The sequence below is a fragment of the Duganella sp. Dugasp56 genome (assembly GCF_047304105.1).
GTDB lineage: Bacteria > Pseudomonadota > Gammaproteobacteria > Burkholderiales > Burkholderiaceae_D > Rugamonas > Rugamonas hordei.
The window spans coordinates 131,632-152,521 of record NZ_JBGLYQ010000006.1 but is presented as its reverse complement, the minus strand read 5'-3'; the positions used below and the strand labels follow the sequence as shown (position 1 = coordinate 152,521).

At 67.3% G+C, this 20,890-nt stretch carries 20 protein-coding genes; 11 read left to right on the top strand and 9 right to left on the bottom strand.

Features of this window, described 5'->3' with window-relative positions; all coding sequences use genetic code 11:
- Nucleotides 1-41 precede the first annotated feature (41 nt).
- Entirely contained in the window at nucleotides 42-1,394 is a 1,353-nt protein-coding gene (gene pmbA / locus ACCD07_RS05815; protein ID WP_413446771.1) for a metalloprotease PmbA, read from the bottom strand.
- A 94-nt stretch (nucleotides 1,395-1,488) separates the two neighbouring features.
- Between pmbA and yjgA the strand changes: the two genes are divergently transcribed.
- The 3 genes from yjgA to ACCD07_RS05800 are packed head-to-tail and all read left to right on the top strand — an operon-like array spanning nucleotide 1,489 to nucleotide 3,387.
- The gene (yjgA, locus tag ACCD07_RS05810; protein ID WP_413446770.1) at nucleotides 1,489-2,097 is read left to right on the top strand and encodes a ribosome biogenesis factor YjgA; all 609 of its coding nucleotides are present in this window, start codon (nucleotides 1,489-1,491) and stop codon (nucleotides 2,095-2,097) included.
- Entirely contained in the window at nucleotides 2,087-2,710 is a 624-nt protein-coding gene (gene mog / locus ACCD07_RS05805) for a molybdopterin adenylyltransferase (RefSeq protein ID WP_413446769.1), read from the top strand. Before yjgA ends, mog begins: the two co-directional genes overlap by 11 nt.
- A gap of 8 nt (nucleotides 2,711-2,718) precedes the next feature.
- Nucleotides 2,719-3,387 (top strand): alpha/beta hydrolase, encoded by a 669-nt coding sequence (locus ACCD07_RS05800; RefSeq protein ID WP_176652381.1) that lies wholly within the window; start codon nucleotides 2,719-2,721, stop codon nucleotides 3,385-3,387.
- A 13-nt stretch (nucleotides 3,388-3,400) separates the two neighbouring features.
- Here ACCD07_RS05800 and ACCD07_RS05795 read toward each other — a convergent pair whose 3' ends face one another.
- Nucleotides 3,401-3,952, bottom strand: coding sequence for a carboxymuconolactone decarboxylase family protein (locus ACCD07_RS05795; protein WP_176652380.1), 552 nt, complete (start codon nucleotides 3,950-3,952; stop codon nucleotides 3,401-3,403).
- A 114-nt stretch (nucleotides 3,953-4,066) separates the two neighbouring features.
- Here ACCD07_RS05795 and ACCD07_RS05790 point away from each other — a divergent pair, with 114 nt between their 5' ends.
- Complete coding sequence (locus tag ACCD07_RS05790) at nucleotides 4,067-5,398, top strand: aspartate aminotransferase family protein (protein WP_413446768.1); 1,332 nt, start codon at nucleotides 4,067-4,069, stop codon at nucleotides 5,396-5,398.
- Here the strand turns inward: ACCD07_RS05790 and ACCD07_RS05785 are convergent, their stop codons facing one another.
- The 4 genes from ACCD07_RS05785 to ACCD07_RS05770 are packed head-to-tail and all read right to left on the bottom strand — an operon-like array spanning nucleotide 5,399 to nucleotide 9,948.
- A complete protein-coding gene (locus tag ACCD07_RS05785) occupies nucleotides 5,399-6,253 on the bottom strand; it encodes a fumarylacetoacetate hydrolase family protein (protein ID WP_413446767.1) in 855 nt (284 codons plus the stop codon). It lies immediately after the preceding gene.
- 31 nt (nucleotides 6,254-6,284) lie between these two features.
- Nucleotides 6,285-7,187 (bottom strand): 2OG-Fe(II) oxygenase, encoded by a 903-nt coding sequence (locus ACCD07_RS05780; protein ID WP_413446766.1) that lies wholly within the window; start codon nucleotides 7,185-7,187, stop codon nucleotides 6,285-6,287.
- Nucleotides 7,162-8,478 (bottom strand): MFS transporter, encoded by a 1,317-nt coding sequence (locus tag ACCD07_RS05775; protein ID WP_413446765.1) that lies wholly within the window; start codon nucleotides 8,476-8,478, stop codon nucleotides 7,162-7,164. Before ACCD07_RS05775 ends, ACCD07_RS05780 begins: the two co-directional genes overlap by 26 nt.
- Before the next feature lie 9 nt (nucleotides 8,479-8,487).
- The gene (locus ACCD07_RS05770) at nucleotides 8,488-9,948 is read right to left on the bottom strand and encodes a KamA family radical SAM protein (protein ID WP_413446764.1); all 1,461 of its coding nucleotides are present in this window, start codon (nucleotides 9,946-9,948) and stop codon (nucleotides 8,488-8,490) included.
- 224 nt (nucleotides 9,949-10,172) lie between these two features.
- On the opposite strand from ACCD07_RS05770, the gene ACCD07_RS05765 reads away from it, so the two are divergent.
- Both ACCD07_RS05765 and ACCD07_RS05760 read left to right on the top strand, forming a co-directional pair.
- Nucleotides 10,173-10,622 (top strand): cache domain-containing protein, encoded by a 450-nt coding sequence (locus ACCD07_RS05765; protein WP_413446763.1) that lies wholly within the window; start codon nucleotides 10,173-10,175, stop codon nucleotides 10,620-10,622.
- A gap of 12 nt (nucleotides 10,623-10,634) precedes the next feature.
- Nucleotides 10,635-12,302 (top strand): methyl-accepting chemotaxis protein, encoded by a 1,668-nt coding sequence (locus tag ACCD07_RS05760; RefSeq protein ID WP_413446762.1) that lies wholly within the window; start codon nucleotides 10,635-10,637, stop codon nucleotides 12,300-12,302.
- On the opposite strand, the gene ACCD07_RS05755 is transcribed toward ACCD07_RS05760, so the two are convergent.
- A complete protein-coding gene (locus tag ACCD07_RS05755; protein WP_413446761.1) occupies nucleotides 12,207-12,785 on the bottom strand; it encodes a DNA-3-methyladenine glycosylase in 579 nt (192 codons plus the stop codon). The two genes, ACCD07_RS05760 and ACCD07_RS05755, sit on opposite strands and share 96 nt — an antisense overlap.
- Nucleotides 12,786-13,048: 263 nt before the next feature.
- Here ACCD07_RS05755 and ACCD07_RS05750 point away from each other — a divergent pair, with 263 nt between their 5' ends.
- From ACCD07_RS05750 to ACCD07_RS05735, 4 genes are all read left to right on the top strand, one after another.
- Nucleotides 13,049-13,915: an HDOD domain-containing protein gene (locus ACCD07_RS05750; protein ID WP_176652373.1), complete on the top strand. Its 867-nt coding sequence runs from the start codon at nucleotides 13,049-13,051 to the stop codon at nucleotides 13,913-13,915.
- Between the two features lie 6 nt (nucleotides 13,916-13,921).
- Nucleotides 13,922-15,142, top strand: a complete 1,221-nt coding sequence (locus tag ACCD07_RS05745; protein WP_353401064.1) for a DUF2863 family protein — start codon at nucleotides 13,922-13,924, stop codon at nucleotides 15,140-15,142.
- 75 nt (nucleotides 15,143-15,217) lie between these two features.
- The gene (locus ACCD07_RS05740) at nucleotides 15,218-16,414 is read left to right on the top strand and encodes a tetratricopeptide repeat protein (RefSeq protein WP_353401066.1); all 1,197 of its coding nucleotides are present in this window, start codon (nucleotides 15,218-15,220) and stop codon (nucleotides 16,412-16,414) included.
- A 104-nt stretch (nucleotides 16,415-16,518) separates the two neighbouring features.
- A complete protein-coding gene (locus ACCD07_RS05735; protein WP_413446760.1) occupies nucleotides 16,519-19,137 on the top strand; it encodes a quinoprotein amine dehydrogenase in 2,619 nt (872 codons plus the stop codon).
- 3 nt (nucleotides 19,138-19,140) lie between these two features.
- On the opposite strand, the gene ACCD07_RS05730 is transcribed toward ACCD07_RS05735, so the two are convergent.
- On the bottom strand, nucleotides 19,141-19,518 hold the full coding sequence (locus tag ACCD07_RS05730) for a homoserine dehydrogenase (RefSeq protein ID WP_176652370.1): 378 nt from the start codon (nucleotides 19,516-19,518) through the stop codon (nucleotides 19,141-19,143).
- An 80-nt stretch (nucleotides 19,519-19,598) separates the two neighbouring features.
- Between ACCD07_RS05730 and ACCD07_RS05725 the strand changes: the two genes are divergently transcribed.
- A complete protein-coding gene (locus tag ACCD07_RS05725) occupies nucleotides 19,599-20,285 on the top strand; it encodes a GNAT family N-acetyltransferase (RefSeq protein ID WP_413446759.1) in 687 nt (228 codons plus the stop codon).
- Between the two features lie 171 nt (nucleotides 20,286-20,456).
- Here ACCD07_RS05725 and ACCD07_RS05720 read toward each other — a convergent pair whose 3' ends face one another.
- Nucleotides 20,457-20,837, bottom strand: a complete 381-nt coding sequence (locus tag ACCD07_RS05720; protein ID WP_413446796.1) for a DNA-deoxyinosine glycosylase — start codon at nucleotides 20,835-20,837, stop codon at nucleotides 20,457-20,459.
- Between the last annotated feature and the right edge of the window lie 53 nt (nucleotides 20,838-20,890).

Sequence of the window (20,890 nt, the reverse complement as noted above, 5' to 3'; positions counted from 1 at the left end):
GCCGCACAGGGCGGCCGTCGGCAAAGTGCAACAGACAGCGCTCAGCCGCCCGCCACCACCATGTTCTCGATCAGGATCGAGCCGGTCTGCTTGGTGCCGCGCACCAGCACGTCCGCGCCCACCGCGACGATCTGCGCCAGCATGTCCTTCATGTTGCCGGCGATGGTGATCTCCTCCACCGGATACTGGATCACGCCGTTCTCGACCCAGTAGCCCGAGGCGCCGCGCGAGTAGTCGCCGGTCACGTAGTTGGTGCCCTGGCCCATCAGTTCCGTCACCAGCAGGCCGGTGCCCATCTTGCGCAGCATGGCCGCGAAGTCGTCGCCCTTCTTCGTCAGCGACGACGTCAGCGACAGGTTGTGCGAGCCGCCGGCGTTGCCGGTGGTCTGCATGCCCAGCTTGCGCGCCGAATACGTCGACAGGAAATAGCCCTGCACCACGCCGTCCTTGACCACGTCGCGCTTGACGGTGCGCACGCCTTCCTCGTCGAACGGCGCCGAACCGACGCCGCCGACCACGTGCGGGTCTTCCTTGATCTGGATATGTTTCGGCAGCACCTGCTTGCCCAGCGAATCGAGCAGGAAGCTGGACTTGCGGTACAGCGCTCCGCCCGACGTCGCTTGCACGAAGGCGCCCAGCAGGCCGGCCGCCAGCGGCGCCTCGAACAGCACCGGGCAGGTGCGGGTGTCGATGGTGCGCGCGTTCAGGCGGGCCAGCGCGCGCTCGGCCGCGTAGCGCCCGATCGCTTCCGGCGACGACATCTTCTTGGCGTCGCGCACCGAGGTGTACCAGTCGTCGCGCTGCATCTTGGCGCCCTTGCCGGCGATCATCGCCACCGACAGCGTGTGGCGCGAATACGGATAGCCGCCGATGAAGCCGCGCGAGTTGGCCGCGACGAAGTGCGACTGCTGCACGTGCACGCCGGCGCCCTCGGAATTGGTCACGCGCGGATCGACGTCGAAACCGGCCGACTCGGCGCGCTGGGCCAGCGCCACCGCGTCGGCGGTCGAGATGTCCCACGGATAAAACAGCTTCAGGTCGCGCGGCGCCGGCTCCAGCTGGTCGGCGTCGGCCAGGCCGGCGCAGTCGTCGTCGGCGGTGAAGCGGGCGATGTTGTAGGCCGCCTCCACGGTCGCCTTCAGCGCCGCCTGTGAAAAGTCCGAGGTGCTGGCGTTGCCGCGGCGCTGGCCGATGAACACCGTCACCCCCATGCCCTTGTCCTTGTTCTGCTCGATGGTCTCGATCTTGCTCTTGCGCACAGACACCGACAGCCCGCTGCCCTCGCTGATTTCGACGGCGCAATCGGTGCCGCCTTGCTCCTTGGCAAACGCCAGCACATCGCGTGCGAGCTGCTTCAACTGGTCCTGGGTATGGGTAAAATGGGTATCGCTCATGGGCTGTAATCTTCGGGTGGCCGCTAAAACAGGTATCATAGCAGTCGTTTACAGTTTACAGGGGCGGCCACGCTCCTGACAGAGAGTTAATATTATGGTAAATCCCAATCGCGGCAGCGGCGGCGTGGGCTTCAGCTCGACCGAATTCGAGCAAGAGTACGAACGTCCTTCCAAATCCGAGCTCAAGCGCCAGTCCGACGCCCTGCAAAAAATGGGGGAAACCCTGGTCGAAGCGCCGCGCGACCGCGTCAAGCGCGTGCCGATGCCGGAGGATGTGCTCGAAGCCATCCTCGCCTGCCAGGTGATCACCAACCACGAGGGCCGGCGCCGCGCGCTGCAATTCGTCGGCAAGAAGATGCGTACCCTGGACGAAACCGAAGTGGCCGTGATCCAGCAAGCCATCGACAGCTGGAAGGGCGCGTCCAAGTCCGAGACGGCCGCGATGCACGCGCTGGAACGCCGCCGCGACAAGCTGCTGACCGACGACAAGGCGCTGACCACCTTGCTGGCCGAAAATCCGGAACTGGACGTGCAGCACCTGCGCACCCTGATCCGCAACGCCCGCAAGGAGCAGGCCGAGAACAAGCCGCCGAAGGCTTATCGCGAAATCTTCCAGCTGCTCAAGCAGATCGAGTCCAAGAAGGGCAAGCCAGCCGCCGACGAAGGCGACGACGACGACGACAGCGAGTCCGATGACGAGTAACTTGACCAGTAACGCCGCCGACACCCTGGTCATCGGCCTGGTGTCGATCTCCGACCGCGCCAGCGGCGGCGTCTACCAGGACCAGGGCATCCCCGCGCTGGAAGATTGGCTGGCGCGCGCGCTGACCACGCCCTATCGCCTGGAAACCCGGCTGATCGCCGACGAACGCCCGCAAATCGAAGCCACGCTGACCGAACTGGTCGACGCTGTCCGCTGCCACCTGGTGCTGACCACCGGCGGCACCGGCCCGTCGCGCCGCGACGTCACGCCGGAAGCCACGCGCGCCGTCGGCACCAAGGAGATGCCCGGCTTCGGCGAGCAGATGCGCCAGATCAGCCTGCATTTCGTGCCGACCGCGATCCTGTCGCGCCAGACCGCCGTGATCCGCGAGACGCCCGACCACGCCGCGCTGATCCTGAACCTGCCGGGCCAGCCGAAGGCCATCGCCGAGACGCTGGGCGGCCTGAAGGACGCCGCCGGCGCCACCTTGGTGGGCGGCATCTTCGCCGCCGTGCCTTATTGCGTCGACCTGATCGGCGGTCCGTACATGGAAACCGACGCCGCCGTGTGCAAGGCCTTCCGCCCCAAATCCGCGCTACGCCCCCAACCCTGAGGACGCCCATGAGCACCCTGCTGCAAACCATCGAAAAAGAAACCGGCGCCAACCCGACCGTGGCCATCATCTGGATGCACGGCCTGGGCGCCGACGCCAACGACTTCGTACCCATGCTGCACGAGCTGGACCTGGCCGGCCTGCCGGCTATCCGCTTCATCTTCCCCAACGCCGACACGATGCCGGTGACGATCAACGGCGGCTACGTGATGCGCGCCTGGTACGACATCGTCGCCACCGACCTGGGCCGCCAGGAAGACGAAGCCGGCCTGCGAGCCTCGCAGGCCAAGGTTGAAGCGCTGATCGAACGCGAAAAGGCACGCGGCATCCCGGCCGAACGCATCATCCTGGCCGGCTTCTCACAGGGCTGCGCGATGACCCTGCAGACGGGCCTGCGCCAGAAGGAAAAGCTGGCCGGCCTGATGTGTTTGTCGGGCTACGTGCCGATCGCCGCCAAGGCCGCCGCCGAGCACACGCCGGAAAGCCTGGCCACGCCGGTCTTCATGGTGCACGGCCGCATGGACCCGGTGATCCCGGTGGCCCGCGCCGAACAGTCGCGCGACCTGCTGCAGCAATGGGGCTACCAAGTCGAATGGCACGACTACCCGATGCAGCACTCGCTGTGCCAGGAAGAAGTCGACCACATCAGCGCCTGGCTGAAAAAAGTGCTGGCCTAACCCCCGGTTGTTTTTACGGCAGCGGCGCGGCCGGGGAGGACGGTACCGCCGTCTGCGCCGCGTTCATCACCATCGCCAGGAAGGTGTAGTAGCCGTTGATGCCCATCAGGTCCACCACGCCGTGTTCGCCGAAGGCGGCCAGCGCCGCCGCGTAGGTCGCGTCGTCCACCCGCTGCTTCTCGTGCAGCTGGATGCAGAACTCGTACACCAGCGCCTCGTCGTCCAGCATGCCCTGCGGCGGCCGCCGCGCCGCGATCGCCGCGATCACCCCGTCGGCGATGCCGTAGTCGCGCGCGATCGGTTCGTGGATCGCCCATTCCACCTGCTGGCTCCACTGTCGCGCCGTCACTAAAATAGCCAGCTCCGTCAGCCGAGTGCCGATCGCGCTGCGGTAGCGCAGGTACTCGCCCATGCGTTGGGCCGCCGCCATCAGCTCCGGACTGCGGATCAACGGCACGAACGGCCCGTACAGCGCGCCGCGCGGCCCGTCGATGACGGCTTGCGCCGCCACCTGCTGGCTGGCGCTCATTTCTGCAAAGGGAATAGGCCCCAAACGATCGGTCATGGCAAGCATCCTCAAGATTATTCGCTCATGTTGCGGCATAGATCAATGGAACACAAGACGATCGCGGCTATTGTCTGCTCTGGGTCACCTCCAACCTTCGACAGAAAGGACGCCATGAGTCATCTCATCCATCGCAACCTGCGCCGCCCGCCGCCGGTCGCCGTCAGCGCCTCCGGCCTGACCGTGCGCGACAGCCGCGGCAACAGCTACCTCGACGCCAGCGGCGGCGCCGCCGTCTCCTCGCTTGGCCACGGCCACCCGGACGTGCTGGCGGCGATGCACGCGCAGATCGACCGCAATGCCTACGCCCACACCGCCTTCTTCAGCTCCGAGGCGGCCGAGGAACTGGCGGCGCGCCTGGCCAACGACGCTCCCGGCGACCTCGATCACGTCTACCTGGTCTCCGGCGGCTCGGAAGCGATGGAGACCGCCCTCAAGCTGGCGCGCCAGTACCACGTGGAAGCCGGCCAGATGGAACGCAGCGTGTTCATCGCCCGCCGCCAGAGCTACCACGGCAACACGCTGGGCGCGCTGGCCATCGGCGGCAACGAATGGCGCCGCCGTCCGTTCGAGCCGCTGCTGATCGACGTGCCGCACGTGTCGCCCTGCTACGAATACCGCGACCGCGCCGAAGGCCAGACCGTGGGCGACTACACCGCCGCCCTGCTGGCCGAACTGGAGGCGGCCATCCTCGACGCCGGGCCGGAACGGGTGATCGGCTTTGTCGCCGAGACGGTGGTCGGCGCCACCGCCGGCGCCGTGCCGCCGACGCCCGGCTACTTCAAGGGCGTGCGCGCGCTGTGCGACCGGTACGGCATCCTGCTGATCGCCGATGAAGTCATGTGCGGCATGGGCCGCACCGGCACGCTGTACGCGTTCGAACAGGAGAACGTGGTGCCGGACCTGGCGGTGCTGGGCAAGGGACTGGGTGCCGGCTACCAGCCGATCGGCGCGGTGCTGGCGCGCGATCACGTGGTGCGGCGGCTGCGCGACGGCAGCGGCGCCTTCCAGCACGGCCATACCTACATGGGCCATCCGGTGGCCGCCGCCGCCGCGCTGGCGGTGCAGAAGGTGATACAACGGGATTGCCTGCTGGGCGCCGTCACGGTGCGCGGCGCGTCGTTCAAGCGCATGCTGAAGGAAGCCTTCGGCGCCCATCCGCACGTCGGCGACATCCGCGGGCGCGGCATGCTGCTGGCGCTGGAGCTGGTGCGGGACCGCGCCAGCAAGGCGCCGTTCGATCCGGCGCTGAAGCTGCACGCGGCGGTCAAGGACCAGGCCATGGCGCGCGGCTTGATGGTGTATCCGATGGGCGGCACCATCGACGGCCGCCGGGGCGACCATATTTTGCTGGCGCCGCCGTTCATCGCCACCGAGGCCGAGCTGGCCGAAATCACCAGCCGGCTGGCCGACTCGCTGACCCGCGCGCTGGCCGCGGTGACGTGATTATTTCTTCGCCGTCCAGGCCACGACTTCCTGCTGCTGCTCGCCCAGGCCGGCGATGCCCAGCCGCAGGACGTCGCCCTTCTTGAGGAAGCGCTGCGGCTTGCGGCCCTGGCCCACGCCCGGCGGCGTGCCGGTGGCGATGACGTCGCCCGGCTCCAGGGTCATGAACCTGGACAGGTAGCTGACGATCTGCGCCACCGAAAAAATCATCGTGTCGGTGCAGCCGGTCTGCATGCGCTTGCCGTTCAGCTCCAGGTACAGGTCCAGCTTCTGCACGTCGTAGATGTCTTCCTGCGTCACCAGCCACGGGCCGACCGGGCCGAAGGTGTCGCAGCCCTTGCCCTTGTCCCACTGCGGGCCGCGCTCCAGCTGGAACGAGCGCTCAGACAGGTCGTTGACCACGCAATAGCCGGCCACGTGCTTCAGCGCGTCCGCCTCACTGACGTACTGCGCGCGCGTGCCGATCACCACGCCCAGCTCCACTTCCCAGTCGGTCTTCTTCGAGCCTTGCGGCAGCACGACCGGGTCGTCCGGGCCGGACAGGCAGGAAATCGCCTTCATGAAGACGATCGGCTCCTTCGGTATCGGCATGCCCGTTTCGGCCGCGTGGTCCGAATAATTGAGGCCGATGCCGATGAATTTGCCGACCTTCGCCAGCGGCACGCCGTAGCGCGGATTGCCGCGCACCAGCGGCAGCGACGCATGGGCGATCTTCTCCAGCTTGCGCAGCGCCTTGGGCGCCAGCTGTTCGGCGTCGATGTCGGCGATCACGCCGGACAGGTCGCGCAGCTTGCCTTCATCGTCGATCAAGCCTGGTTTTTCTTTGCCGGGACGGCCGTAGCGCACGAGTCTCATGGGATTCCTAGGTTAAAAAGTCGCTGCTATTTTAACCGTAGCGTCCCTGCCTCAGCCATTTGTTGGCGATGATCTTGGTGCCGCTGACCACCGGCGCCCCGCCGTGCAGGGTTTGCTTGTCCGGCTGGTGGTTGGCGTCGGTGTTCAGGAACCACAGCGCGTTGCCCTTTTTCGGGAACACTTCGAGCCCGATGCCGGGGAACACCGTGCCGCCGCCCTGGTCCACATCGCACAGGTACAGGATGAACGTGGCCAGCCGCTGGCCGCCGCGCGCCAGGTGGCTGCGATGGCCGGCGCTGTCCGGATCGAGCCAGTCGTAGTGCGGCCGGTACTCCTGCGTCTTGCCGTATTTCTGCAGCTGGAACGGCTCGCTGCACTCGGGCGACCAGTGCGCCAGCGCCGCCAGCCGGCGGTCGATGCGCTCGGCCACCTCGGCCTCGCCGCGCTGGATGAAGGCCATCTCGCTGGTGCGGCCCTCGTGCACCACGCTGGCGCCGTCCGCTTCGGCGGTCACCGTCGAGCGCGTGTAGCGCCCGCCGCAATGGGAGACGATGGCGTCGCACTCCTCGTCGCTGAGCACATTCCCCAGCAGGATGACCTGCGGCTGCTTGAGCACGAACAGCACCTCGACCTCGCGGTCCGGCGCCGCCACCAGGTTGCGGCTGACGTCGATGTAGGGCATCTCCTGCGGCGCCTCGAAGGCGCTGGCCGGCGCCGGCGCATGGGCCGAACCTGCGCCGGCGCTGTCGATGCCGCGCGCACGCAGCGCCAGCGCCTCGTCGATGGCCGCGCGGGCCACCGCCATGCTGTGCTGCCCCGAGCGCGCCATGCTGTTGGCCATATCGAGCGGGCTGCAGGCGCGCGCCAGGTTTTCCATGATCCAGTCCTGCCAGGTCTGCGGCAGGGTGCTAAAAACGTTTTGATAAGTAGTCATCGCGCATTCGAGGGCTGATCGCCGGGCTGCCGGATTGGAGTTCCATTTTACCGGAATGTGCCGCCCGTCCCCAGCGCCGGCGCAGGAAAAACAGCAGCCCCGGCATTTGCAACAACACCAGCACCGCGAACGCGATCCGGTAGGCCTGCGCCGGATACTGTTGCATGATGTTCGGCCGCCAGCAGCCGACCAGCGCGCCGAAGCCCGCCTGCACCGCGAACGCGCCGAGGAAGATCATCAGGTTCAGGCAGGTGGCGCCGCGTCCCGTCAGCGCGCCGGGCAGGCTTTGCGCGACGATCGCGTATTCGATGCCGGTCACCGTGCCGACCAGCGTAAACAACACCGACAACAGCTGGTAGCTGGGCGCCCAGTTGCAGACGAAACCCAGCTGCACCACGATGAACAGCGCCACGCCGGCCGCCGCCACGCTGAGCGGCCGCACGCCGCGCCGGCCGGCCCACTCGGTGATCATGCCGACCGCGATGGCGCCGAAGATGATCGCCGCCATGCCCAGGTACAGCAGGTAGGCCACCGCCTCCTCGGAAAAGTGCGCGACGTCGGCCAGCCAGCGGCTGATCCACAAGCCCTGCATGCCGAAGAACACCGTGTGCGGCACCACCACCAGCTGCGCCGCCTCGCGGAAGGCCGGATGGCAGACCACCTCGCGCATCGCCGCCAGCGTTGCCGGCCGCCACGTTCCGGTTTGGGGGTGGGCCGGCGCCAGCAGCCGGATCAGCAGCCCGGTGCCGGCCGCAGCCGCCGCCAGCCAGACGAACAGCCCGCGCCAGTCGGTGTAGCGCAGCGCCAGCCGTACCGGGAGGGTGGCCGAGGCCGCGCCCAGGCCGCCCACCGCGATCAGGTAGCCCTGCACCGACGGCAGCCGCGCCGGCGCGATCCAGGTCGAGATCGCCTTCACCGCCGACATGAAGCAGCCGCCCAGTCCCAGCCCGATCAGCGCGCGCGCCAGCAGCAGCTGGGCGAAATCATGGCCGCCCGCGAAGGCCAGCGCGCCGGCGGCGGCCAGCATCAGCATCGGCAGCTGCACCCTGGCCGGCCCCCAGCGGTCCAGCGCCATGCCCACCGGCAGCTGTACCAGCGCGAACGAAAAGAAGTAGGCGCTGGTCAGCAGGCCAAGCTGGCCGGGCGTCAGCGACAGCGCCGCCACCAGCTGCGGCGCCAGCGTCGCGTTCACGGTGCGCATCAGGCTCGACAGATAATGCCCCAGCGCGAACGGCAGGAACACCAGCACGAACACGGCGCGGCCGGACAGTCTGGGGGGCGGCGCCGTCATCGCGTTCCCCTAGGCGGCCGTGTGCGAACCGCATTCGGCGGCGGCCCCGGCGCGCATGGCCTCTTCCTGGCGCGCCGAGATCAGCGGGATCACCTTGCGCTGGCCCGGCGGCTCGGCGCCGAACTCGCTGCGGCTGCCGCCCTCCTCCTCGAAGAAGAACTTGTCCTTGCCGAAGGCCGGCTTCAACTCGTCCATCCAGGTCGCCTGCGGATCGAATTTCGCGTAGAACGGCCTGCGCACCCAGTCCGGATTGCGCGCCTGCAGGAACTGCAGCGCGAACAGCTTCTCGCCGGCGATGGTGACGACACCGTCGATCACCACCTTGCCCGGGAAGGCGCTCATCGACGGCCCGCGCACGGTGCGCGACAGGCCCGACACCATCTGGTACGCCTGCTGGAAGATCTCGTGCGCGCGCGCCAGCGGCAGCTGGAAATACTCGCGCGGCCCGGTGTCGCGCTCGACGAACATATAGTAGGGAATGGCGCCCAGCCGCACGCCGGTCTGCCACAGTTCCGCCCAGCTTTTCGGATCTTCGTTGATATGCCGTATCAGCGGCCCCTGCATGCGCAGGGTGGCGCCGGTGCCGACGATGCGCTTGACCGCCTGCTGCGCGATCTCCGGCCGCAGTTCGATCGCGTGGTTGTAGTGGCCCATGATCGCCATGTTCTTGCCGCTGGAGACCACGCGCTCGAACAGCCGCAGCAAGTCGTCGGCGTCGCGGTCCGAGACGAAGCGCTGCGGCCAGTACGCCACCGACTTGGTGCCGATGCGGATGTTCTGGATATGCGCCAGCTCCGGCACCAGCAGCGGTTCGATGTAGGCCTCCAGCGAGCGCGTGTTCATGATCAGCGGATCGCCGCCGGTGATCAGCACGTCGGTCACCTCCGGGTGCATCTTCAGGTAGGACGCCAGCTCGTGCGACTCCTTGGCGTCGAACTTCATGTCGTCCATGCCGACGAACTGCGGCCAGCGGAAGCAGAAGGTGCAGTAGGCGTGGCAGGTCTGCCCCGCGCTGGGGAAGAACAGCACCGTCTCCTTGTACTTGTGCTGCAGGCCCTTGAGCGGCGCGTCGTTCACGCGCGGCACGTTGTGCGTCATCTGCCCGGCCGGATGGGGATTCATGCGCATGCGGATCTTGCGCACCAGCTCCACCAGCGCGGCCTGGTTGGCTCGGCCCAGCACCAGCTCGCGCAGCTGCGCGTAGTCGTCCGGCGCCAGCATGTCGCGGTGGGGAAAGGTCAGGCGGTAGATCGGATCGTCGGGGATGTTGTTCCAGTCGATCAGGTGGTCGAGCACATATTCATTGGTGCGGAACGGCAGCACGTGCGACACCACCTGCACCGCCTCCTGCAGGTCGCGCGGGATCCACTCCCATTGGCGCGAGTTGGGGATGGTCTGGCGGATGAACGGCTTGAACTTGGGCGCCTGTGCGCCGGCGGCATTCCAGGACGAAATCGGAGTAGTGGTCATCGCGGGTTCCTATCGCAGTGAGGTGGCGGAAACTGCATGCTAGGCCCCGCGCCCCACCGTTCGATTGCCGCAAATCAACTGACGCATGGAAAGATATTTTGCATTGATGCAGACCGCATCCGACGTTGCCACACGGCCAGAACTTGCGACACCGCAATTCGCCGCGCCCCCGCCGGCGTACAGTTCATCGAAGCAATCCCGCCCGCCACCATCGAGGAAACGTCATGAGACTGATCGCCGCCACCCTGGCCGCCGCCGCGCTGTGCCTGCCCGCCCGCGCCGCCGAGCCGACCGAAAAAGACGCCATCGCCATGGCCGAGAAAGGCGCCGCCTTCATCAAGGCGCACGGCAAGGAAGAGATGATGAAGAAGATCAGCGCCAAGGACCCCGACTATGTCCAGGGCTCGCTGTATGTCGACCTGCGCGACATCAACACCGGCATCGTGCTGGCGCACCCGATCAATCCGTCCATCGTCGGCAAGGACCTGACTGACGTGCCCGACGCCAACGGCAAGAAATACCGCCGCGAGATCATCGAGCTGGCCGCCAGGAAGGGCCACGGCTGGGTCGACTACATGTACAAGAACCCCACCAGCGGCAAGCTCGAAGCCAAGACCACCTACATCCTGCGCGTCGGCGATGCGGTGCTGGAAGCGGGCATCTACAAAAAATAGCGGGAGCGCATCATGCTGAAGAAACTGCGTATCGGTCCCAAACTGCTGCTGGCGCCGTGCCTGGTGCTGCTGCTGCTGATCGTGACGGCCGCCGCCTCTTACTACGGCATGGTGCGACAAAACGCCTCGTTGGAAAACCTGGTGCAGGTGCGCGCCGCGCGCCTGAAGATCGCGGCCGACGTCTCCGGCGACGCCCGCTACGCCCACGCCCACATCTACCAGCTGCTGGCCTGGGTCAACGGCAGCTTCGCGCAGGCGCGGCTCGACGCGCTGAGCCGGCAGATCAAGACCGCCCACGCCAATATCGAGACCCAGCTGCGCCAGCTGGCCGATGCCGCGGCAGATCCTGCCGCCGATACCGACGACGAACGCAAGATCGTCGGGCAGTCGCTGCTGTCGCTGAACGCCTACCGCAAGGCCGTGCTGGAAACCATGGACATGGCGCAGATGGACCAGAGCATCGCCACCAACTCGATGGCGCGCGCGGAAAAACAATTCCTGCTGCTGAACGAACAGCTGGCGCAGTTGTCGGCGCTGGAAAAGCGCTACAGCGAACAGGCGCACGCGCGCGCCAAGGCCGAGTTCCACGCGCTGAGCACGACCATGGCGGTCATGGTGCTGCTGTCGATCGCGCTGTCGATCGGCGTGACGATGGCGGTGCGCGGCGCCATGCTGCGCGACATCCGCGCCATCGCCGACGTGGTGGTGGCGCTGGCCGCCGGCCGCCTCGGCGCCGGCCGGCGCAACGACGGCCGCGACGAGATCGCCGACACCGCCCGCATGCTGGACCAGACCATGCACAACCTGACGCAGACGCTGACCGCCATCATGACTTCGGTGCGCTCGATCGACACCGCCGCCCACGAAATCGCCAGCGGCAACCTCGACCTGTCGACCCGCACCGAGATGCAGGCCAGCTCGCTGGAGCAGACCGCCAGCGCGATGGACAGCCTGACGCAGGCGGTGCAGCAGAACGCCGCCAACGCGCGCCAGGCCTGCACCCTGGCGGCCGGCGCCTCCGAGCTGGCGCAGCACGGCGGCACGGCGGTGCAGCAGGCGGTGCGGACGATGGCCTCGATCCGCGCCAGCTCGCGCCAGATCGTCGACATCATCGGCGTCATCGACGGCATCTCGTTCCAGACCAATATCCTGGCGCTGAACGCGGCGGTGGAGGCGGCGCGCGCCGGCGAGCAGGGACGCGGTTTCGCCGTGGTGGCCTCGGAAGTACGCACGCTGGCGCAACGCTCGGCCGCCGCGGCCAGGGAAATCAAGGCGCTGATCGCGGCCTCGGTCTCCACCATCGACAGCGGCAGCGCCTCGGTGCAGCAGGCCGGCGAACGCATGGACGACATCGTCGCCTCGGTGCGCCAGGTGAACGACATCATCGCCCGCATCAGCGAGGCCAGCGCCGAGCAGGCGCAGGGCATCGCCGAGGTCAACCAGGCGGTCGGGCAGATGGACGACATGACGCAGCAGAACGCCGCGCTGGTCGAGCAGGCCGCAGCGGCGGCGGCCAGCCTGCAGGATCAGGCCAGCCACCTGTCCGAGGCGGTGTCGGTGTTCAAGCTGGCGCCGGCCCCGACTTCAACGCATGGGCTTGCTCAAAAAGCGCGAGCCGGCCTGCACGAAGCGCCACGGCAGGTCCACGGCTTTGGAAATGCCGATGCGCGGGCCGGCTAGCACTTCCAACGCAATCTTCGGCGCATGGTCGCGCGGCTGCAGCTCGAACGGCGGCGCGTCCAGCGGCCAGTTGTTCAGGGAACGCGTCACGCCCAGCGCCTGGCACAGCCGCCCCGGTCCCGAGCACAGCAGCCGCTCGTCGTCCAGGCCGCGCCGCTCGCGCATCAACTCCAGCCCGGCCACCGGCTCCAGCGCGCGGATCAGCACCCCGGCGCCGTGGCCCTCCTCGCGGCAGACAAAATTCAAACACCAATGCAGGCCGTGCGAGCGGTACACATAGCTGCGTCCGGGCGGCCCGAACATCGAGAAATTGCGCGGGGTCGGCCCGTTGAAGGTGTGGGCGGCCGGCTCGGTGCCGTCGTAGGCCTCGGTCTCGACGATGCGCCCGCCGACGCCGTCGACCAGCAAGGTCACGCCGATCAGCTGGCGCGCCACCTCGTGCGAGGGCGCGCTGAAATCTATGCCTGCAAGTAGCGTATTCATCCATGTATTGTAAACGTCAACATGGCCTGGAGGCTCATGAAACACGTGACAAATGATTATCGAATCGCCGCAACCCGCGGTACAAAGCGACAAAATACGGCGGCGCGGCCAGAAAATCGGGAGAAATTCATGCCGCCGGCGCGCGCTTGCGGCGATAATCGGAGTAAGCATGCCCAGCATGAGTTGGCGCCCTGGTTTATAGTGATGAAATAACATCATGATGAAATAGCGTCGCGCGCCGCCCTTACCCCAAGATGAACACGATGACGACAGTTGCAGCCAAAGCCATGCCAGCAGAAAACGCGGTAGAAGACGCGCTGATGCGCTCGATCCGCATTCCGCCCCGGCCCAGCCTGCTTGTCGACCTGCAGCGCGAGCTGGCGCTGCCCGATCCGTCGCCGCGCAAGATCGCCCGCATCATCGGCAACGACGTCGGCATGTCCGGCGCGCTGCTCAAGCTGGCCAACTCGCCGTTCTTCGGCGCCGCGCGCAAGGCCAAGTCGGTCGAGCAGGGCATCAACTTCCTCGGCATCAACCAGTGCGCCGCGCTGCTGACCGGGCTGCTGGCGCGCCAGGCCATCGAAGGCAAGGAGGCCGACCTCAACGCGTTCTGGGAAATCTCCGCCCGGCGCGCCCAGGCCGTGGTGTTCTTCTCGCAAAAGCTGCGCATCGCGCCACCCGACATCGCCCACACCTTCGGCCTGTTCTGCGACATCGGCGTGCCGCTGCTGATGAACCGCTTCACCGACTACGCCGGCACCTACGCCGACGCCTGCGAGGACGCCGAGACCCCGTTCACCGCCATCGAGGACAGCCGCTACAGCACCAACCACGCCGCCATCGGCTGCCTGCTGGCGCGCAACTGGGGGCTGTCGCCGGACGTCTCCTGGGCCATCCTGCTGCACCATGATTACCGCGTGCTGGACGACCCGGCCACCGACGACGCCGTGCGCTCGCTGGTGGCGCTGGCGCTGCTGGCGGAAAAAGGCATCGCGCGCTTCCATGGCCGCAGCCTGTCCTATGAATGGGAAAAAGGCGGCGATGGCGCCTGCCGCCACCTCGGTCTGTCCGAAGATGAAACCGCCGACCTGCTCGACGAACTGCACGAAGCCTTCCACACCGACCGATAAGAAAAAATGCCTAAAAATAAGCGCCCCGTACCGCGCAAATCCGCCAACTCCCCGGAACTGAAAGACGAGCAGCAAACCACCGAATTGTGCGCCCTGGCGCTGGACCTGGCGGACGGCGAATTCAACAACGACATCGTGGCCGACAGCACCCGCGCCGAACTGGCGCAAAAGGCGCTCGACTTCCAGCGCCTGCTGCGCAAGCTGCTCAACCAGGGCAAGGACGAAGTGCTGTACGGTGCCATCGAGCTGGCACGCGACGAGGCCATCGACGGCTACCGCTACCTGCGCAACGCGGTCGAGGAAGGCGCCGCCAGCCTGCTGCTGCGCCGCGAGGGCGCGCCCGAGCTGGAGATCGACGCCTTCGCCATCCCGGTGTTCGTGCACAGCCAGGGCGGGCTCGACCCGGCCGCCGACTTCCAGGACAGCGATGCCTACGAGGCGCTGCTGGCCAGCTTCACCGACGCCGGCCTGGAAAGCCCGCAGGCCAAGGTGGTGCTGGTCAGCCACGCCTACGACCTCGACGAAATTGAACGCATCACCTACGGCCAGCTGCACGCCATGCTGCGCGAGGCGGCGCACTCGCTGACCGAGAAAAAAATCGCCGCCGCGCCGGCGCTGGAACGCAGCATGGCGACCGGCTGGTCGGCCACCAGCTTCGGCGCCGCCGACAGCGCCGTCGAGCTGCGCTTCCTGCTGGGCTTTGCGCTCAAGCGCGCCGACGACGCCTTCTACCAGGTGCCGAAAGCCGAAAAAGCCGCCGACGCCTACTTCGCCAGGCGCGCCGAACGCTATCAGCAATGGACCGCGCAGCACGCGCCGCTGGTGGCGCGCTGCCTGGGCCGCGGCCGTGGCGCGACGCCGGAACTGACCCTGAACTTCCTGTACCAGGACCTGTTCTTCGGCGCCAGGGAACAGGCCCAGGCCGAATACGCGACGCTGCGCATGCTGTCCGAACTGAACCAGGCGCTGGACGGCCGCGCGCCGGAGCAGGCCAGCGCCATCATCGCCCCGGCCGACGTCGACGACGACATGGTGCTGCGCGTGCAGCTCTTCGACGGCGAGGTGGAGCTGGCGCTGTGCGAGCGGCCGCTGGACCTGGCCGCCGACCTCGAACTGGAGCTCGACGACCTGCGCGACGCGCTGGCCAGCATCGGCATCGTCAACGTCTCGGCGGCGCTCCGATTCGACGCCCAGGGACAGGCCGTGGACGTGCGGCCGCTGGCATAAATTCCTGTTTGACATAGTCCCGGGAGCCGAGGATACTTTCTTCAAGCGGAACACAGAATCCGCTGGGAGATCGTCATGAAAACCTGGGCCCTGACCTTATGCGCCGTGCTGTCGACCGCCCTGTTGGGCGGTTGCGCCGGTCCCGCGACCGTGGCGCGCGACGCCGCCCCGCCGGTATTCCACGACCAACTGTTCCAGCCGCCCGCCACCCCGGTCGACACCGACCATGTATTCGCCCTCAATGACGACATGCGGCTCTACCTGCAGCGCGAGATCGGCGGCAACGGCGGCAGCGGCCGCCTGCTCGGCGGCAAGGACGTGCGCCGCGTGCTGTTCGACGCGCTCTACCGCAAGGACAAGCTCAAGCTCGAATACGATTCGGCGATGACGCGCAACGCCGCCCAGACCTTCGCGGCGCGCGCCGGCAACTGCCTGTCGCTGGCCATCATGACAGCCGCGCTGGCACGCGAGCTCAACCTGCCCGTGCAGTTTCAGCAGGTCGAGGTCGACGAGAGCTGGAGCCGCTCCGGCGACCTGTACTTCGCCAGCAACCACGTCAACCTGGCGATAGGCAAGCAGCGCACCCGCTACGCCGACGGCATCAGCGTCGACATGTCGAACTCGCTGGTGGTGGACTTCATCCCCATCCCGCCCAAGGCGCGCGAAAACGCCAAGCCGCTGGAGGAGCAGACCATCATCGCCATGTACCTGAACAACCGCGCCGCCGAGCTGATGGCGCAAGGCAAGCTGGACGACGCCTATTGGTCGGTGCGCAAGGCGATCGAGCAGGATCCGCACTACCTCAACGTCTACAACACGCTGGGCGTGATCTACCAGCACCACGGCGACCGGCTCGACGCCGAGCAGACGCTGCGCTATGCGCTGTCGCAGGCGCCGGACAACACCATCTTCCTGGCCAACCTGGCGCAAACGCTGGAAAGCGAAGGCAAGATGGATGAAGCGGCGGTGCTGCGCGTGCGGCTGGCGCAGCTGGAGCCGTATCCGCCCTTCCATTTCTTCAACCTGGGCCAGGAAGCGATGGCGCGGGGCGACTACAAGCGCGCCCGCGACATGTTCGAACGCGAGCTGGAGCGGGTGCCGGACTACCACGAATTCCACTTCTGGCTGGCCATGGCCAATTACCAGCTGGGCAACCTGAAGGCGGCCGAGTCGCAATTGGCGCACGCGCTGGAAAACAGCACCACGCGCGGCGACCACGACCTGTATTCGGCCAAGCTGGACCGGCTGCGCGCGTATGAGGCGCGCCACTAGCAAACATCATGGCAGACTGGTGGGACAGGCTTGACTTCTAGTTGCAATTGCGCAACAATTGCAATAATTGTAAATCAAGCAGCGTTTACCACAAGGATTCCGCCATGCTCAGACCCAAGTCCGCCACAGTCATCGCCTCCCTGACGCTGGCCGCGCTGCTGGGCGCCGGCCTGACGGCCTGCGGTGGCGGTGGTGGCGGCGGCGGAGGCGGCAACAACGGCGGCGGCACCGATACCCCGGCCGCCTCGCCCGCGCTGACCTTCAATCCCGCCACGGTACGCGCCACCATCAACGCCGGCACCTCGCTGACCTTGAACGTGCTCGCCACCGTCAACCGTCCGGCCGATTTCGCCAACGCCACCACGGTGGTTGCCAGCGTCACCGACAGCGCCGGCGTGATCCAGCCAAGCGCCCAGTTGATCCGCGACAGCGACACCCAATACCACGCCATCCTGCAATCGGCGCCGAGCCTGGCGGCCGGCACCTACACCGGCAACTTCAACGTGCGCCTGTGCCGTGACAGCGGCTGCGCCAGCCAGTTCCCCGGTTCGCCGATGCTGCTGCCCTACGGCTTCCAGGTGGTGCCGGCCGGCCAGGCCACCTTCACCGCCACGCCCACCGTGGCGCTGGCGGGCACCGCCCACCTCGGCGGCGCCGCGCCGGCGGCGATCGACGTCGCCATCGCCGGCGAAGGCCGCAGCTGGACCGTCGCCAGCGGCGCCGGCTGGCTCAAGCCGGCCCGCGCCAGCGGCACCGGCAGCGGCACGCTGAACGTAGTCTTCGACACCACCGGCCTGGCGCTGGGCAGCTACAACACCACGCTGACCATCACCGCCAGCGACGGCCAGGTCGCCAGCCTGCCGGCCTCGCTGACGGTGCTGCCGAGCGGCCTGACCACCGGCGCCAACGGCGTCACCTTCACCGCCGTCAACGGCGCGCCCATCCCGACCCAGGTGGTCAGCATCGGCACCGACGACAACAGCGCCGCCAGCTGGAGCGCCGTCAGCAATGCGCCGTGGCTGCGGCTGTCGCCGACCAGTGGCGGCACGCCCTCCACCACCGTGCTGACGGTCGATCCCACCGTCGGATCGCTGGCCAGCGCCAGCTACAACAGCAGCATCACGCTGAGCGCGCCGGGACTGTCGACGCGCGCGCTGCCGGTCGCGCTGAACCTGGTGCCGGCGACGCTGACCACATCGGCCAACAGCCTGACCCTGGGCGGCACCTACGGCCGCGATTTCAGCACCAGCCAGACGCTGACGCTGAGCCTGAACACGTCGACCAACTCCTGGCCGTGGAGCCTGGACGGCATGCCGTCCTGGGCCAGCGCCACCGTCGCCAGCGGCAGCATCAACCAGGGTGGCACCAGCACCGTCATCACCGCACGGCCGGCCAACGCCGCCGTCGGCACCACGTCGGTGCTGGTCAAGGCCGCGTCCCGCGTCAACGGCGACCTGGCGATCGCGCCGACGCTGCTGACCATCAACAAGGACCAGCACAAGCTGATCCCGTCGGAAACCGCCGTGGCCTTCAGCGCCTCGCCCAGCTGGACCCGGCTGACCCGCACACTGACCGTTACCGACAACTTCAACAACTTCACCGGCATGAGCGCCAGTTCCAGCGCGACCTGGCTGGTGGCCGGCGTCAACGGCAACAAGCTGGTGCTGACGGCCGACCCGACTCCGTTCGGTCCCGACACACTCAACATCGCGACCGTCACGCTGACGCCGAACGACGCGGACGCCAAGGCCCCGGAACCGATCCGCGTGGCGCTGTGGAAAGGCACGCTGACGCCGACCGCCAACGTCACCCTGCCGCTGCCCTACGCCACCGTGATTGCCGATCCGATCCGGCCGTATGCCTATGCCCACAACGGCGGCGCCTACATCGACGTCTACAACCTGTACAGCGGGCAGAAGGTCATCACCATCACCGGCTTGGCCGCCAGCTTGGGCGACATGGTCACCAGCGCCAACGGCGATGTGCTGCATGTGCTGAACCTGAGCAACCACGCGCTGACCAGCATCGACCTCAACACGTTCGCCGTCCTGAGCCAGTTGCCGCTGACAGGGGTAGACAAGACGACCCGCCTCAAGATCATCCGTCCGAACGGTGTCGAGGTGCTGGTGCTGGGTGACGGCCGGGCCTATCTGACCGCAGGCGGCGTGTATCAGGGCACGCTGCCGCTGACGGCCGGCGTGATCGCGGCCAGCGGCGACGGCAAGCTGGTGGTGCAGCAGCAGGAAAACACCAGCGCGGTGCAGGTGACCAGCGTCAGTGTCGACTATGCCAGCCTTGGCGGCGGCATGCTGTACCCGGCCAGGATCCCTGCCGCCAGCCACGCCGGCGGCGGCACGCTGGGGCAGGATATCGCCGTCAGCGCCGACGGCACGCGGATTTACAGCGCCAGCGCCACGCCCAAGCTGTGTGTAATCTCCAGTCCGGCCGACCTCGGCGTGCTGGGCTACCTGGCCGCCGGCGACGGCACACCCAACAACATCAAGCTGGGCAGCGACGGGCGCATCTACTGCGGCGCCGCCGCCCGCGCCACGGTCAGCGATGTTTGGGTCTACGACACCACGGGCAAGCTGCTCAACCAGTTCAAGCTGGCGGCCGGCGCCAGACAGCTGCTACCGCGCCAGATGGCGGTTTCCGGCGACGGCCTGCTGTTGATCGGCATCACCGACGACGGCGCGACCACCATCGTGCCGGTCGGCCCGTAAGCATCAATAGCCGGTGCTGCGGCCGGCAATGACGGGCAGGTCGTCGTCGGTGGTCATGGCCCAGATCAGGCGGGCGATGGTTTCCGACGCGATCACCGTGTGGTGGTTATTCCGGGCCATCAGTTTTTCGCGGATCTCGCGCCGCACCGCGGGAATGCCGGTCAGGTCGAACAGGATGTCGACGCCGTTGTCCAGGTCCACGATCTCATCGAGCGACACCACCTTCAGCCCGGCGTCGAGCGCCATCTGGCGGCCCGGCGTGTTGCCGCTCTCGGCCACGGCCACCAGGTTGACGCCGCGCTCGCGGCGGCCCAGCATATTGCGCAAGAAAGCCGATCCAATCCGGCCCAGTCCGATGATGGCGATATTCTGATTGTCCACGTGTCCCCCGTTTTGGAATTACACTACGATCGATACCTTTTGAACAAGCATAACCATGACCCACGGACAAGGCAAGCTGCATGAAGCGCAATGAACTGCTGGACCACATTTTTTGGCACACCCTGACCGGCGCGCACGCGCGCCACGCCAGCGGCAGCGGCGGCGCGCGCCGCTACACGCCCGGATTTTCCCCCATCGTCGCCTTTGCCGATCCGGCCCGGCCGGACTTCGCCGCGCTGGAACCGCACTGCGCGCCGGGCGAGCAGTTCTATTGCGACAGCTGGAGCGGCGCCGCGCCGCCCGGCTGGCGCATCGCCGCCGAGAGCACCATGTTCCGCATGGTCTGGGCCGGCGCCATGCCGGCCGACGATCCGGCGCCCGACGCCATCGCGCTGCAGCCGCAGCACGCGGCGCAGGCGGTGGAACTGGCCGCGCTGTGCAAGCCGGGCCCGTTCGGCATCCGCACCATCGAGCTGGGCGACTACTTCGGCTATTTCGACGGCGAGCGGCTGATGGCGATGGCCGGCGAGCGCCTGCGCGCGCCGGGCCTGTGCGAAATCAGCGGCGTCTGCACCCATCCGGATTACCAGGGCCGGGGCCTGGCCAAACGGCTGATCGTCAAGCTGATCCGCCGCCAGCTGCAGCGCGGCGACACGCCCTTCCTGCACGTCATGCGCAGCAACGAAGCCCACGCGCTGTACCTGCGCATGGGCTTTGCCGATTACCGGGAAACCGTGGTGCGCGTGGTCGAACGCGAGGAGACTTGAGATGCAGGCCCTGATCGTCATCGATATGCAAAAAGGCATGGCCCGCCCCGTGTGCACTGGATGGCGCTGTCGAATCTGGACGGCGAATACGCCGCCATCGTCGACACCGCCACGGTGCTGGCTGCCGTGCGCGCTTGAAGCGGCGGAAGAAACGGTGCCGCGCGCATCGTATCAGCCGGCCAGCAGGCGACGCCAGCTGGTGAGCTTCTGTTCAAACGACATCGCAGCGTGCGCGGGCGATGTGGATGGCAGTACAACAGTGCGATAGCCTGCGGCGTCGAACTGCGGTGCGAACTTGCCTGAGGTCTGGCCGTTGAAGCCGACCGTTTCCAGCAGCGGACACAACTCGCGCAAGCGCGCGAAATCGTTGGCGGCGGGCTGGCGGATGGCCGAGTCGAGACTGCCCTCGCGCTCGCAGGCACCCAGTACGTCCCACAGGCCAAAGCCGTGCGCCAGCAGGCGCGGCAGGCGTTCGTCGTACGGCAGCTGCGCCAGCGGTTCGCCGGTCAACGCCGATAAGATCGGCCACAGCAGGTTGATGTTTTGGTCAATTTGACACCCTTGTTTTAATGCTGGCAATAATGCCTGAACGGTTAGCGCCAAAT

Bases quoted from the DNA above. Each gene is read 5' to 3' on its own strand.
- pmbA (WP_413446771.1), bottom strand. From the start codon at position 1,394: ATGAGCGATACCCATTTTACCCATACCCAGGACCAGTTGAAGCAGCTC.
- mog (WP_413446769.1), top strand. From the start codon at position 2,087: ATGACGAGTAACTTGACCAGTAACGCCGCCGACACCCTGGTCATCGGC.
- ACCD07_RS05755 (WP_413446761.1), bottom strand. From the start codon at position 12,785: ATGAATACGCTACTTGCAGGCATAGATTTCAGCGCGCCCTCGCACGAG.
- ACCD07_RS05735 (WP_413446760.1), top strand. From the start codon at position 16,519: ATGCTCAGACCCAAGTCCGCCACAGTCATCGCCTCCCTGACGCTGGCC.
- ACCD07_RS05750 (WP_176652373.1), top strand. From the start codon at position 13,049: ATGACGACAGTTGCAGCCAAAGCCATGCCAGCAGAAAACGCGGTAGAA.
- ACCD07_RS05745 (WP_353401064.1), top strand. From the start codon at position 13,922: ATGCCTAAAAATAAGCGCCCCGTACCGCGCAAATCCGCCAACTCCCCG.
- yjgA (WP_413446770.1), top strand. From the start codon at position 1,489: ATGGTAAATCCCAATCGCGGCAGCGGCGGCGTGGGCTTCAGCTCGACC.
- ACCD07_RS05740 (WP_353401066.1), top strand. From the start codon at position 15,218: ATGAAAACCTGGGCCCTGACCTTATGCGCCGTGCTGTCGACCGCCCTG.
- ACCD07_RS05760 (WP_413446762.1), top strand. From the start codon at position 10,635: ATGCTGAAGAAACTGCGTATCGGTCCCAAACTGCTGCTGGCGCCGTGC.
- ACCD07_RS05780 (WP_413446766.1), bottom strand. From the start codon at position 7,187: ATGACTACTTATCAAAACGTTTTTAGCACCCTGCCGCAGACCTGGCAG.
- ACCD07_RS05800 (WP_176652381.1), top strand. From the start codon at position 2,719: ATGAGCACCCTGCTGCAAACCATCGAAAAAGAAACCGGCGCCAACCCG.
- ACCD07_RS05725 (WP_413446759.1), top strand. From the start codon at position 19,599: ATGAAGCGCAATGAACTGCTGGACCACATTTTTTGGCACACCCTGACC.
- ACCD07_RS05795 (WP_176652380.1), bottom strand. From the start codon at position 3,952: ATGACCGATCGTTTGGGGCCTATTCCCTTTGCAGAAATGAGCGCCAGC.
- ACCD07_RS05775 (WP_413446765.1), bottom strand. From the start codon at position 8,478: ATGACGGCGCCGCCCCCCAGACTGTCCGGCCGCGCCGTGTTCGTGCTG.
- ACCD07_RS05785 (WP_413446767.1), bottom strand. From the start codon at position 6,253: ATGAGACTCGTGCGCTACGGCCGTCCCGGCAAAGAAAAACCAGGCTTG.
- ACCD07_RS05765 (WP_413446763.1), top strand. From the start codon at position 10,173: ATGAGACTGATCGCCGCCACCCTGGCCGCCGCCGCGCTGTGCCTGCCC.
- ACCD07_RS05790 (WP_413446768.1), top strand. From the start codon at position 4,067: ATGAGTCATCTCATCCATCGCAACCTGCGCCGCCCGCCGCCGGTCGCC.
- ACCD07_RS05770 (WP_413446764.1), bottom strand. From the start codon at position 9,948: ATGACCACTACTCCGATTTCGTCCTGGAATGCCGCCGGCGCACAGGCG.